We start from the raw sequence: 12,689 nt of genomic DNA, 5'->3' as shown, positions 1-12,689 counted from the left end.
GGGGGATTTAGGGGGATCGAGACTTGGATATAAACGAGAGAAATAGAGGGTTTTAGTCTTAAGTTGAGACGCTTTGAACACGGCCCTGTCTCTACTAAATCAATTTACGAATTTTTCAACTTAAACTCATCAAACTTCACCACTTCCGACTCCGGTTTCCGCGTATCAAAATAGTAGCTGCTAACCGTACCCTCCCCCGTATCAAAAATAGTAAAAGCCGTGAGATCATTGCTATCAATATAAGGCAGCGGCCGCCCGTCTTCTCCCAACAAAGGCGCAACAGTCGGCACCACAGGTTCCAATCCGTTCGGGTCTCCAATAGCACTGTAATCTTCCCGATATCCCGGCGGCACAAATCGGCGCTTTTCCCCCACAAAAGCACCGTAACTGTTGCCCACATTAGAAGTCTCCAAAAAGTGCATTCCGCTGGAACTGACAAATCGATTCCACAAGTGCGAATGTCCGTAAAATACCAACTGCACCCCCGCTGTTTCTAGTAGTGGCACTACATCCCGAATCAGATAATCTTGCTGTTTCGGATACTCGTAACGCACCATTTTAATCTCGCCATCGAGAGCGCGATCGACTATTTGCACTGGATCAGTATAAGCAGGTACAATATTGTCACCCAGAGAATGCGGCGGGTGGTGAAACATCACAATTTTATATTTTGCCTGCTGGAAATCCGCACTCTTTAACTCTTGTTGCAGCCAAGTATATTGAGCGCTGCCCTTGACAATTGGCTCAAAAATATGCTGTCCGTATCCCCATTTTTCGGGATTATTAAAATCTTTGTCCCGTTCCCGATACCTGCCTCTGGCATCCGGATCTAAATTCGGAGTCCGCCAGATATTCGTAACATACAAAGTTACTAACCGCACGTCCCCAAAAGTCACAGCATAGTAATTTTTGCCTCCCGGTAAATTGAAAATCTCGTCATAGGTATCGCTATTAAAACTATTGTTTTTTAGCCAAACATCTTTATCTGTCACCACAGATTTTTGAGTTGAGTATGGGTATATTTTCTCCGCAGCAGCGCGGGGAAAAGGATCGTTAAATTGGTCATCGAGTTTGCTGTTGGTTGAAAACCTACCCATAATTTCGTGATTGCCAATGGCGGGGAATAGAGGCGCGTGTTGGATCAGTTCGCCGCCGCTGTAAACGGTTTTGATGCCGTTTTTGTCGAGTTCGGAAAAGGCGCGACCTTGCAGAGAGGGAAAGAAGGCGCGGCCCCGGTAGTCGTCAAACCATTCAGAAGCGCGATCGGGTATATTAATTAAATCCCCTGCCATAAGAACTGCGTCAACTCTCCCAATTGTTTCGGCTACTTTCTGGAGATTTGCTGCTGTCATAGGCATCAATTGATGGTCGGAAGTGAGGAGAATTTTGAGCGGAATTCCTGCTGCTGGTGTCGGAGAAAGAGTGAAAAGTTTGCTGCTGACAGATGCGCCGTCTTCTCTTTCGCTGGTGACTCGATAAGGAATGCGAACACCGGGCTTTAAATTGGGGACTTCTGCTTCGTGGCGCCAGATGTCGCGGACAATTGGATTACTGTCAATGATGCTTTGTTTCATTTCCTCGGAGATGCGCGAGTCTTTGTCTTCGCGAGTGCGGCTTAGCTTAGTAGTATTTGCCGTCACAAGTTGATTCAAATTTTCGCCGTAAGCAACACTGTTGCGAGTACCAGCAAACTCGGTAAACCAAACAACTCGCACCGAGTTTGCTGTTGGGAGTTGCAAAAACGGATCGCTTAAAAGCTGAGGTTTGTTAATGTAAAATTGCATAATGAAACCTAGCAAGACGACAATCAACATCAAAACAGCAAAAAACCAGGGATTGCGGGGTAAATCTCTATGATTTTCTAATTTATCGGGCAATGGTGTCCACATAAGTCATTAGCCATTAGTTTGTAGGGGCGGGTTTCACCAGCCAAAGAGAACTCCCCATCCAAATACATATAAAACCGCCCCCGCCCACTTTAAATTTTAAACTACCAAAGTTATCAAAAAGTTAAGAAATTAGTAAAATATCTCACATCTAACAAACTTCAACCATTTTTTCACATTTTCTGAACTCTCCATTCTCTTTCTCTTTCTGTGCGCCCTCTGCGCCCTCTGCGGTTCATTAAAAAAAATCTTTCTCAAAAATGCTTGAAACTTGCGATATAACATTCTTAACACCCTTCCTTCAATCTAAAATCTAAAATCTAAAATCCAAAATCCCATGACTCGCCACCTTCTCAAGGCTAACTGCAAAACCGTACATTTGGGCGGTTTCTCTCCGAATATCGAACCTGCTTTAATCGTCGATTCGGGCGATCGCATCGACATCGAAACCTATTCAGGATATTATGTTGCTGACAAAGCCCCGCCGGAATTTCTCACCCCCGAATTTTTAGATATTTGTCAGAATTTGCCTCCCAACCGCAAAGTTGGCCCAGGGCCCCACTTGCTGACAGGCCCGATTTATGTTAACAATGCCGAACCGGGAGACGTTTTAGAAATTCACATTGAGGATGTTTACCCAAGTTTGCCAGTAGGATTTAATGCAATTCGCGCCGGATGGGGAGCATTACCTGAGTATTTTCCCGAACCTAAATTGCGGTTTATTCCGCTAGATTTAGAGCAAAAAACTGGGGAATTTCCCCCAGGTAGCCGCCTTGGGATTCCTCTGCATCCTTTTTTTGGAATTATCGGCGTGGCTAATGCAGAAATCAACCGTTCTTCTATTCCTCCAGAGCGCTACGGCGGCAATATGGACAATCAGGAACTCCAAGCAGGAACGCGGTTATTTTTACCTGTTTTTCTGCGCGGCGGTTTACTGTCCATCGGCGATGGACATTCGGCACAAGGAGATGGTGAAGTTGACGGTACTGCCATTGAAACTTCGATGAACGGGACTATTAAAATTATCTTACGCAAGGATTTTTTTCTGATATTTCCGTTTGCAGAAACGCCGACTCATATTGTGATTATGGGATTCGGTAGAACATTAGATGAAGCGTTTGAGATGGCGGTTAAACAGACGGTTTATTGGCTGCAAAAGTTTGCAGGTTTCAAAGAAGAAGAGGCTTATGTTTTGTGTTCCATCGCGGTAAATTTTAGGATTACGCAGGCTGTCAACAATCCCCAAAAAGGAGTTCACGGAATGATGCCCAAGTGTATTTTACCAGAGGTGAAAATTATTGGTCACGGAGTGTGATGTAAAATGATAACACGCGATCAACAAAAAGATGAGGATCGCGATCGCACAAACTACACAAATTTGTCACTGCTGTGGTCGATCCGGATCGCCATCCTGTTGACAATTAAGCTTAAAATAGGATAAGTTACCAGTTCTACCTAAATCGAACTCAACATGAAAAACCAGACTGACGATGTTGCAAAAAAAGATTTAGTCGATCGAGCTTTTGGGAGTCCAGAAATACCAGATCCGACAGCGTGGGTGCACGAACATTATTTTCTGGCTAATTTCGCTCATACTCTGGCCCACATCCAAGAACATATGTCTGAAGACAGTTGCGAAATCGGTGAGAATGGTGACTCTGGTGAGGGGATATTATCGATCGATGCCAAAATTAGAGATATGTTGAGAGCTACTTTTAGCGACGACGGCTGGCAGTATGTCGAAAGTTTATTGTGAGTTTGGTACAAGCCCTAAGTATTTGTACCTTCATAAGTTGAGCTCGTAAATGATACCAGTTTCACAAAAGAATGCAACTTTAGGCAGATGATCTAAATCATTAGATGATTCCTTATTCCCCATTCTTTAATCTCAAATATCAGTTTCCTCCCTCAACGCAGACTCGCAACTCAGAGTAGCGGTGTGCATTTCCACCAGAATTTGAAGTAACTTTGACTATTGTGATGTAGGATACTTTAGATGGGGGGGAAGTTACTGTCGCTAGGAATTTCGATCGATCGCAAAAACGCCGCACTTTCTTCCGGCAAAGCAGTATTGATAAACATCCCGCTGCCCAACTCAAACCCTGCTTGCTTGGTGACTCTGGGAATAATTGCGATATACCAGTGAAAGTATTTTGTTGCCCGTTGGGCGATCGGCACCGATCGAATATTATAGTTGTAATCGGGATTGTTCAATCCGTAATAAAGCTTAGCCAGTACAGTTTTCAAAGTATAAGCAAGATCGGTAAGTTCCGCATCAGTAATTTCATCAAACGAAGAGGAATGCCGACGCGGAAAAATCCAAGTGTGAAACGGTGAAAGTGCAGCGTAAGGGATAAAAGCCACAAAATGTTCACTCTCACAAATCACTCTTTCCTTCGCCGCTAATTCATCTTCCAAAGTGCGGCAAAACAGACATTCTCCCGTGTCGTCAAAATATCTAATAGCTTCGTCGATGCGACTGCGAAATTGGCTGGGTACAACGGGCGTCGCTGCTATCTGCGAGTGGGGGTGTTCCAGAGAAGTTCCGGCAGTTTCCCCGTGATTTTTGAAGATAATAATTGTTTCAATGTGGGGATTTTTTCTAATTTCTACATAGCGCTGGCGGTATACTAAAAGTATGTTTGCAACTTCTTCCACACTCAACAAAGCTGTAGTCAAATCGTGCCGCGGGTGTTCGACAATTACCTCGTGAACGCCGATTCCCGCCATCGTGCGGTGAATTCCCGATGATATCCTCATCCATTCTGCTGTCGGGGAGAGGGCGGGATATTTGTTATAAATTGCCCGCACTTTCCAGCCCGTGCGTGAAGCGAAGCTATCCCGTAGGGAATCGCCCAAACGGCAAGTTTCTAAAGTTGCGTCTTCCTCATTTCCCACGCAAAACGGGCAATCGGCACGGTGCGGTGGCACTACTGCTGCCCACTTTTTTTTGTTTGCGAATTGATCCGGCCTGGTCGCCCGTTCCGTGGCGATGATTACCCAATCTCTGGTAATTAGATTTTGTCTAAGTTCAGACATTTTCTTACCTTCAGTTTCCGGGTCAAATTGTCTCTTATTTTAGAGAAAAACTTGTATTTTGTCACTCGCTAAATCAAAATTTTTAACAAATCTTAATTTATAATTAAAGCGGCAGTTTTTAAACAGAAATTAACAACAGTTGAAACCAGCGATAGAGGACGATTAGCGACTAAAGGTTTTTCCCCCGATGTTACAGAATACTTGTCTAAGCAGTACGGGTAAGCACAGATTTTAAGCGCCGAGATTAAGCCAACTTTAACTGCACATTCTGCAACTTGCAAATAGCTTTAAAGACTTGCGCCAACAAGAGCGATCGCTCTGTGTCAGTCAAACTCAAGTCTGGTAAAATCTGATAAGTGCAAGGATTGCCCCGCGTCAGATACACAAACTGATAGTTGCGTCCATTCGTTGTCAATCCCCAAACAGACGATTGCTGCTGCAAACTTTTATAAGCATAAGTCAGCAATTGCGGCAAACCGGCCCAAGGATCGATCGCACTATTTTTCGCCTCAACGACCAAAATCCAAAACTGTGCAGCCGCCAGCTCTGCATCCGGCTGATTTACGGCTAAAACATCCAACCGCCCTTTAATTAAAATATCCCGATCTTCAACCTCGATCGGGATGCTATCTTCCATTGTCAGCACCACAGGAACTTTAAAAAAACCCGTTAATCTCATTAACGGTGAAAGTGCTAAAAACTTAACCAATTCTTCAGAAACTTTACCTGCTTCTAGATACCGCCAAAAGTCATTACTGATTTCCAACAGTTGCTGCTGTTCAAAATCCGTCAGAGGTTCTAGAGAAAAAAAATCCGTAAAACCTCCTCCTGTTTGTCTTTCCAATTTGAGAAGGCGGCGAACGTCGTTTAGAGAAAGTTGGCTTGCTTCTAAATTTTGGGTCATAGCTTTCATTTAATTAAATTTAACTGCCTACCTAATAATAGCTGATTTTATTTATAATAAAGTACAAGTTTAAATTTTTATTTAGTCCCAATAATTTCCAAGAATAATCAAGCCTTAAATAGGTTAAAAAATCCTCTTCATGTGCGTTAATCGGCCTTCATCTGCGAGCCAAACAAAGAACAACCTCTCAACCTAATACAAAATTTCCCAAAGTCTTAAGGAAAATAAACATACTTTTGCCCCAACTTATGCAAACAATAGTTAAAAAGACTAACCGAAATTAAAGTTAAGAACGATGTCACAAGATACGATCGAATCAATTCTGCATGAAAAACGGCTATTTCAGCCGCCCGCTGAATTCTCTCAAAAAGCTCACATTAAAAGCCTAGAAGAGTACCAAGCCCTCTACGACAAAGCCAAAGCTGACCCCCAAGCATTCTGGGCAGAACTCGCTGCCCAAGAATTGCACTGGTTCCAAAACTGGGATACCGTGCTCGACTGGCAGCCGCCTTTTGCTAAATGGTTTGTCAACGGTAAAATTAATATTTCTTACAATTGTCTCGATCGCCACTTAACCACTTGGCGCAAAAATAAAGCCGCCCTGATTTGGGAAGGCGAACCCGGAGACTCCCGCACCCTCACCTACGCGCAACTCCACCGGGAAGTCTGCCAAATGGCGAACGTCATCAAAGAATTGGGAGTCCAAAAGGGCGATCGCGTCGGCATTTATATGCCCATGATTCCCGAAGCTGCGATCGCCATGCTAGCCTGCGCCAGAATCGGTGCAGTACACAGCGTTGTTTTTGGCGGATTTAGTGCAGAAGCTTTGCGCGATCGGCTCAACGACGGCCAAGCAAAACTCGTCATTACCGCTGACGGAGGCTTCCGCAAAGATGCAGCAGTTGGCCTCAAAACACAAGTAGACAAAGCACTAGCAAATAATGCCGTACCCAGCGTTACCAACGTTCTGGTAGTTCAGCGCACCAAACAGCAAATTGACATGGAACCGGGGCGCGATCTTTGGTGGCACGATTTGCAAAAAACTGCATCCGCCGACTGCCCTGCCGAACCGATGGATAGCGAAGATTTGCTGTTCATTCTTTACACTTCTGGAAGTACCGGAAAACCCAAAGGAGTCGTCCATACAACGGGCGGTTATAACCTTTATACCCACATGACAACCAAGTGGATCTTCGACCTCCAAGATACCGATGTCTACTGGTGTACTGCTGATGTCGGCTGGATTACTGGACACAGTTATATTGTCTACGGGCCGCTATCCAACGGCGCGACAACTTTAATGTATGAAGGTGCTCCTCGCCCTTCTAATCCCGGCTGTTTTTGGGATGTAATTGAAAAATACGGCGTCACCGTTTTCTACACTGCACCCACCGCAATTCGCACGTTTATGAAAATGGGCGAACACTTGCCGAATGCCAGAGATTTGTCATCTTTACGCTTGTTAGGAACCGTCGGCGAACCGATTAATCCTGAAGCTTGGATGTGGTATCAGCGCGTAATTGGCAACTCGAATTGTCCGATCGTCGATACTTGGTGGCAAACAGAAACCGGGGGAATTATGATTACCGCTTTGCCCGGTGCAATTCCTACAAAACCCGGTTCTGCAACCCTACCCTTCCCTGGAATTGTGGTCGATGTTGTTGACCAAGATGGCGAACCAGTCACTAACGAAAGCGGCGGTTATTTAGTGGTGAAACATCCTTGGCCGGGAATGATGCGGACACTTTACAACGATCCCGATCGCTTCCGCCGCACTTATTGGGAATATTTGCACCCGAAAGATGGCGAATTTGTGTACTTTGCAGGGGACGGCGCGCACAAAGACAAAGACGGTTATTTCTGGGTAATGGGCCGCGTTGACGATGTAATTAATGTGGCCGGACATCGACTCGGCACAATGGAAGTTGAGTCAGCTTTGGTATCGCATCCAGCGGTGGCGGAAGCTGCGGTTGTTGGTAAACCGGATGAGATTAAAGGTGAGGACATTGTGGCTTTTGTCACGCTGGACAACTCGCAGAAACCTAGCGATGAATTGGCTAAGGAATTGAAGCAGCACGTTGTTAAGGAAATTGGGGCGATCGCCCGTCCCGGTGAAATTCGATTTACCGATGCTTTGCCGAAGACTCGAAGCGGGAAGATTATGCGGCGTTTGCTGCGTTCTTTGGCTGCGGGACAAGAGGTTTCTGGGGATACTTCGACTTTGGAAGACCGGACGGTTTTGGATAAGTTGCGGGGCGGTGCGTAGGGGTGTGCAACCGCAGATTTTAGCTGATTAACGCGGATGAACGCAGATATAATTACATTAGCGTTCATCTGTGATTTAATTGTTCGGTCTAATTGAAATCGGGTGCATCCCAATTTTGTAAGCGTTCTCGCATTCCGGGAGATAATTTATTAGTTATAAGCACAGACTTACTGCGGGAATGCGAGAGCCACTACGAATATTGCAAAAATGAGATACACCAATTGAAATCTTGCACAATAGCCAGAAACCGGGTTTCTTTGGGTTTATTGACAATGATGCAATATTTACGGCAATGTAGAGTGTAGGAATGTTAGAAAACCCTGAAAATAAAGTTTGGCTTGATGCAGACACAATCGTTGCTACTAGCGATCGGCAAGCTGCTATTCGTCGCTGCCGTGAGTTGGCAGAGTATAATGAATTAAGAGGCGAGGGGCGCTGCACTTTCTGCGGTGTCATTCTCAATAAGAGTGGTAAGTCATACCGCTGTATTTTTGAACGGGAGATAGAGGAATGAGTCAGATGTGGACTGAAGAGCAAATCAGACAAATAATCCCAGATATTGATTCACAGTTAGACGACAGCGATATTCCAACGGTGATTATTAAGGGTGAAGGTAGCAGTATTTTTCTCCAGTTTGAGAACCGTCGCGAGATTGAATTTTTGATTGCCCAATTATCTAACCTACTTATTCATCACGAGGAATTAGATATGGGAGTTACTGTTAAGGGGTATGTGACAACATTTGGTGAGTATAGCTCTCAATAGGCTGCAACACTACTTCTGAAATAAATTTGTGATGCGATCGCCCGCATACTACAGTTAGGCGATCGCTCTTTTGTTATCCCAGATTCACGGATATACCAAAAACAGCTTATTTGCCGCGCCACAGATGAACGGCATCGGCCTTAATTTCAGACCTTACCTGTAGCCAATCCTCCAGCAAGTAGTCATCATCAACTGCTTGCTTGTGCTGTTCGTCTTTGAGAATTGCCAAGACGTGAACTCCAGACGGATAGTTGACATGACGAATTTCTGGGTGATATCCCAAGTCTTGAATTTTGGCCAAAACGCGATCGACAGCACCGGCAACAGTAAGATCGACGGCAAGAATAATTTGACCGAGTTTAGCACCCGGTTTTACACATTCCAGAACAGCCATTACTCTTTCTCCTTGTAGTTGCAACGGTAGACTTGAGGGCGATTTTCAACTTTTCGGGGTTGAGTTACAGATTCTAATTCAACTCGGTAGCGGCTCGTTTTTGGCACTCCTGTTTCGCTTGCCTGGGGTTATCCGCTAAAATCGGCTCGTCCCAGCGTTCTGGTTCTTTTTCTGGATCTTGAATCATAATTAAATTGCTCCTTTGTTGGACGTTCAACTTCGGGGAAGTCGTCTTGGCATGGTGCGGCAACATTCTGCCAAGGCGCATTTATCTGCTATAATTGTACTGCATTTTTCAGTATAATTGCAGTATGAGTAACAATGTTAAAGTTCTAACCATTCGACTGCCTGAAATCGAAATGCTTCGGCTGGAAGCTTATTGCGCGAACAGCGGTCGAACAAAAACCGATGTGATTCGCGAATATATCAGGAGCTTGGAAGGTGAAACTCGATCGCTCCACAAAAATTAATTGATAATCGATGAATTATTTGGCTCATCTATTCTTATCAGAAGGCACGCCAGAATCCTTGATTGGCAACCTCTTAGGAGATTTTGTCAAAGGAACGGCCGTCAACGTTTATCCCGAGGAAATTAGAAAGGGCATCGATTTGCACCGCAAAGTAGATAGCTACACGGATTCTCACGCCATAGTGCGATCGAGTAAAAGCCTTGTTTCTTCCCACAGACGAAGGTTTGCTGGAGTTTTGATTGACGTGTTTTACGACCACTTCTTAGCTAAAAATTGGCTGGAATATTCAGAAATTCCGCTCCCAGATTTTTCTCGCCATGTCTATAAAGTCCTGCAAGACAACCGCGATATATTGCCTGAATCTCTCCAGCGGGTGCTGCCCACAATAATTGCCCGCGACTTGCTTTCATCTTATCAGGAAATTCCCGAAATCGGCATCACTCTTACAAGAATGTCGGCGCGACTCAAACGGACAAATAACTTGGCAAGCGGCATAGAAGATTTGACAGCTAACTATCAACGCTTAGAATCTGATTTTAGGGATTTTTTTCCCGATTTAATCAAATACGCGACTGTTGGCAAGTTTTAATATAAAAAACACAAATTCCAGTTGCTATAGCAATCCTTGCAGGAGTCGTAAAGGTTTGACCCCACCCCAACCCTCCCCTTATCAAGGGGAGGGAGTAAGAACTTCACAAATAATTTAGGATGGCTATAGTGATAACGAACTCGTGTATAATCCAAGCGATACCTGCATGAAATCTCAAGTGCAACAGGGTTGAAAATATGGCAACCAGAATTCCGAACCTGCAAATAACTAAAGTAGTTGATGGCGACAGCATCAAAATTTTTCTCAACGGCAAAACCGAGTCTCTGCGCCTGATTTGCGTCGATACAGAAGAAAGCCATTCGGGAGGCTCTAAACCTGTAACTGCGGCGGGGAAAGCAGCTTCAGAAATGGCTAAAAAATACTTCGCCACAGCAGATGGCGGACTTGCTCAAATTGACATAGAATTTGATACAGACGATTCGGTTGAAGTGGCTCTCGAAAAACACCGCGACAACTACGGGCGTCTCCTCTGTTACGTACATAAAGACGCAGAAAATTACAATCTTAAACTGATTGCAGAAGGCTGGAGTCCCTACTTTGTGAAATACGGGCGATCGAGATTGTATCACCGCCAGATGACTGAGGCAGAATCGGCAGCAAAAGCTTACAATCTGATGATTTGGAATCCGATTATCAATGCCAAAATTCCCTCTCGCAACTATGCTAATTTACTGCCTTGGTGGTCGATGCGAGGCTCGATTGTTGAAGAGTTTCGGTTGTCGGAAGCAACAGGAGGAGCGCTTTCTTTGAGGTTGCACTACCCGAAAATATTAGCGGCTTCTGAGAGAGCTAAATCTATTACTATTTTCTGCGATTTGCAGGCGGGAATTAGTAAATGGATTGGCGACAGCGCTCTGATTTATGCGGGTTCAGTTTATCATAAATTAGATTTGTGGATACCGGATGCTGAAACTGATGAAATGGCTCCATTGAAGCGGCTAATCGAGAAGCGTTATGCGGGGCTGGGACGCGGATATGTCTATGTCAGTGGGAAGGTAGAACAATACAAAGGGAAGCCTCAAATAGTTTTAAAGAATATCAAGCAATTTTCTGATTTCCCCCCAGAAAATTGAATTTTACCTGAATTTAACTAAAAAAATTCCAGGACAAATGGAACGATGAGGACTGTTTTGGCGGGAACGCGATTGAATTTTGGGCGATTCCCTAGCGCAACGGGCCCGCTTAACGAACGGGATAGCTTGGCTTCACGCATTTTTTTTAATTTAAGTAGCCTTACGGTTGACAATCCAAAATTATTCGTTTTTTTATTAGGCTAAATCAATTCATACTATAATACTATCATCGCAAATCTGTAGCTGCCAAGAGCTGCGACATCCATTCAAACTCCAGAGATTTAAAAGCTATGTGCCAATTACTGGGAATGAACTGCAATGTTCCAACAGATATTTGCTTTTCTTTTGAGGGTTTTTCTGCAAGAGGTGGCCGAACAGACGTTCATCAAGACGGTTGGGGAATTGCTTTCTTTGAAGGTTTGGGATGTCGCCTTTTTATAGACTCTAAACCTGCGATTGCTTCTCCGGTTGCAGAAGTAGTGCGTCGCTATCCCATTCATTCAACTAACGTTATTGCTCACATCCGCAAAGCTACGCAAGGCGAAATTGCTCTGGAAAACTGCCACCCTTTTATTCGGGAACTTTGGGGACGTTATTGGGTGTTTGCTCACAACGGAAATCTGGAAAACTTTGATCCAGAATGTGCCGGGGTTTACAAACCGGTTGGCAAAACTGACAGCGAAAAAGCATTCTGTTTGATATTAGAAAAGCTGCGCTCCACTTTTCCTCAAAGTAAGCCTGCTTTAGCGGAAATTTACCCAGCACTGGAGGAAATTACTAAAAGTTTGGCCGAATACGGAATTTTTAATTATTTACTTTCCGATGGAGAACACTTGTTCACCCACTGTTCTACTAATCTGCATTATATTGTGCGACAAGCACCTTTTGCTAGCGCTCACTCGATCGACGAAGATGTAACAGTCGATTTTCGGGAATTGACCAACGAGGACGATCGCGTGGCTGTTATTGCGACTTTTCCGCTGACAGATAACGAAGTTTGGACGCAAATTCAGCCGGGAGAATTGCTGGTATTTCAGGATGGTTGGCCGCTCAATTCTGGGCTGCTGGAGTTAAGTTAACGAGACTTAAACAAATTTAAACCCTAAACAAAGCATCGAACCTGCAAAATGACTGGCTTTCCAGTTTGATTGATGAAGCCAGACTTGCCATCGCGCTTGACAGCGGCTAAGCCTTCCGAAAAACTGCCCGCCACCGAAAATTGCGGGGCGATCGCCCACTGGCCTGCTTGATTGATGTATCCCCACCTTTTTGAAGCCATAAC

General features: G+C 44.6%; 14 protein-coding genes. 9 read left to right on the top strand and 5 right to left on the bottom strand.

Annotation, left to right across the window (positions count from 1 at the left end):
* Window positions 1–104 precede the first annotated feature (104 nt).
* The gene (locus QUB77_RS18060) at window positions 105–1,889 is read right to left on the bottom strand and encodes a metallophosphoesterase family protein (RefSeq protein ID WP_333175525.1); all 1,785 of its coding nucleotides are present in this window, start codon (window positions 1,887–1,889) and stop codon (window positions 105–107) included.
* 334 nt (window positions 1,890–2,223) lie between these two features.
* On the opposite strand from QUB77_RS18060, the gene QUB77_RS18055 reads away from it, so the two are divergent.
* Window positions 2,224–3,201, top strand: a complete 978-nt coding sequence (locus tag QUB77_RS18055) for an acetamidase/formamidase family protein (RefSeq protein ID WP_333175528.1) — start codon at window positions 2,224–2,226, stop codon at window positions 3,199–3,201.
* Between the two features lie 156 nt (window positions 3,202–3,357).
* Window positions 3,358–3,642 (top strand): hypothetical protein, encoded by a 285-nt coding sequence (locus QUB77_RS18050; protein ID WP_333175531.1) that lies wholly within the window; start codon window positions 3,358–3,360, stop codon window positions 3,640–3,642.
* A gap of 236 nt (window positions 3,643–3,878) precedes the next feature.
* Here QUB77_RS18050 and galT read toward each other — a convergent pair whose 3' ends face one another.
* Together galT and QUB77_RS18040 are read right to left on the bottom strand one after the other, a co-directional pair.
* Window positions 3,879–4,925, bottom strand: coding sequence for a galactose-1-phosphate uridylyltransferase (galT, locus tag QUB77_RS18045; RefSeq protein ID WP_333175532.1), 1,047 nt, complete (start codon window positions 4,923–4,925; stop codon window positions 3,879–3,881).
* Window positions 4,926–5,169: 244 nt separating this feature from the next.
* Complete coding sequence (locus QUB77_RS18040; RefSeq protein WP_333175534.1) at window positions 5,170–5,838, bottom strand: restriction endonuclease subunit R; 669 nt, start codon at window positions 5,836–5,838, stop codon at window positions 5,170–5,172.
* A 286-nt stretch (window positions 5,839–6,124) separates the two neighbouring features.
* Here QUB77_RS18040 and acs point away from each other — a divergent pair, with 286 nt between their 5' ends.
* The 3 genes from acs to QUB77_RS18025 all read left to right on the top strand — a co-directional run bounded on the left by acs (window position 6,125) and on the right by QUB77_RS18025 (window position 8,860).
* Window positions 6,125–8,095, top strand: a complete 1,971-nt coding sequence (gene acs / locus QUB77_RS18035; protein ID WP_333175537.1) for an acetate--CoA ligase — start codon at window positions 6,125–6,127, stop codon at window positions 8,093–8,095.
* A 307-nt stretch (window positions 8,096–8,402) separates the two neighbouring features.
* Window positions 8,403–8,609 carry a hypothetical protein gene (locus QUB77_RS18030; RefSeq protein WP_333104262.1) on the top strand — a complete coding sequence of 69 codons (207 nt, stop codon included), beginning with the start codon at window positions 8,403–8,405 and terminating at the stop codon, window positions 8,607–8,609.
* Window positions 8,606–8,860: a hypothetical protein gene (locus QUB77_RS18025; protein ID WP_333104263.1), complete on the top strand. Its 255-nt coding sequence runs from the start codon at window positions 8,606–8,608 to the stop codon at window positions 8,858–8,860. The genes QUB77_RS18030 and QUB77_RS18025 overlap by 4 nt, the downstream gene beginning before the upstream one ends.
* A gap of 106 nt (window positions 8,861–8,966) precedes the next feature.
* Here QUB77_RS18025 and QUB77_RS18020 read toward each other — a convergent pair whose 3' ends face one another.
* The gene (locus QUB77_RS18020; RefSeq protein WP_333175541.1) at window positions 8,967–9,254 is read right to left on the bottom strand and encodes a hypothetical protein; all 288 of its coding nucleotides are present in this window, start codon (window positions 9,252–9,254) and stop codon (window positions 8,967–8,969) included.
* Between the two features lie 311 nt (window positions 9,255–9,565).
* Between QUB77_RS18020 and QUB77_RS18015 the strand changes: the two genes are divergently transcribed.
* From QUB77_RS18015 to QUB77_RS18000, 4 genes are all read left to right on the top strand, one after another.
* Window positions 9,566–9,724: a ribbon-helix-helix protein, CopG family gene (locus tag QUB77_RS18015; protein WP_332952379.1), complete on the top strand. Its 159-nt coding sequence runs from the start codon at window positions 9,566–9,568 to the stop codon at window positions 9,722–9,724.
* Window positions 9,725–9,734: 10 nt separating this feature from the next.
* Window positions 9,735–10,313 (top strand): ACP phosphodiesterase, encoded by a 579-nt coding sequence (locus QUB77_RS18010; RefSeq protein WP_333175544.1) that lies wholly within the window; start codon window positions 9,735–9,737, stop codon window positions 10,311–10,313.
* A gap of 197 nt (window positions 10,314–10,510) precedes the next feature.
* A complete protein-coding gene (locus QUB77_RS18005) occupies window positions 10,511–11,407 on the top strand; it encodes a thermonuclease family protein (RefSeq protein ID WP_333175546.1) in 897 nt (298 codons plus the stop codon).
* Between the two features lie 290 nt (window positions 11,408–11,697).
* A complete protein-coding gene (locus tag QUB77_RS18000; protein WP_333175548.1) occupies window positions 11,698–12,486 on the top strand; it encodes a class II glutamine amidotransferase in 789 nt (262 codons plus the stop codon).
* A gap of 23 nt (window positions 12,487–12,509) precedes the next feature.
* Here QUB77_RS18000 and QUB77_RS17995 read toward each other — a convergent pair whose 3' ends face one another.
* The gene (locus tag QUB77_RS17995; protein ID WP_333175551.1) at window positions 12,510–12,686 is read right to left on the bottom strand and encodes a WG repeat-containing protein; all 177 of its coding nucleotides are present in this window, start codon (window positions 12,684–12,686) and stop codon (window positions 12,510–12,512) included.
* Window positions 12,687–12,689: the final 3 nt, after the last annotated feature.

The organism is Microcoleus sp. AT9b-C3 (genome assembly GCF_036705485.1).
In the GTDB taxonomy this organism is placed as follows: domain Bacteria; phylum Cyanobacteriota; class Cyanobacteriia; order Cyanobacteriales; family Microcoleaceae; genus Microcoleus.
This window is presented reverse-complemented; position numbering and strand designations above follow the sequence as displayed.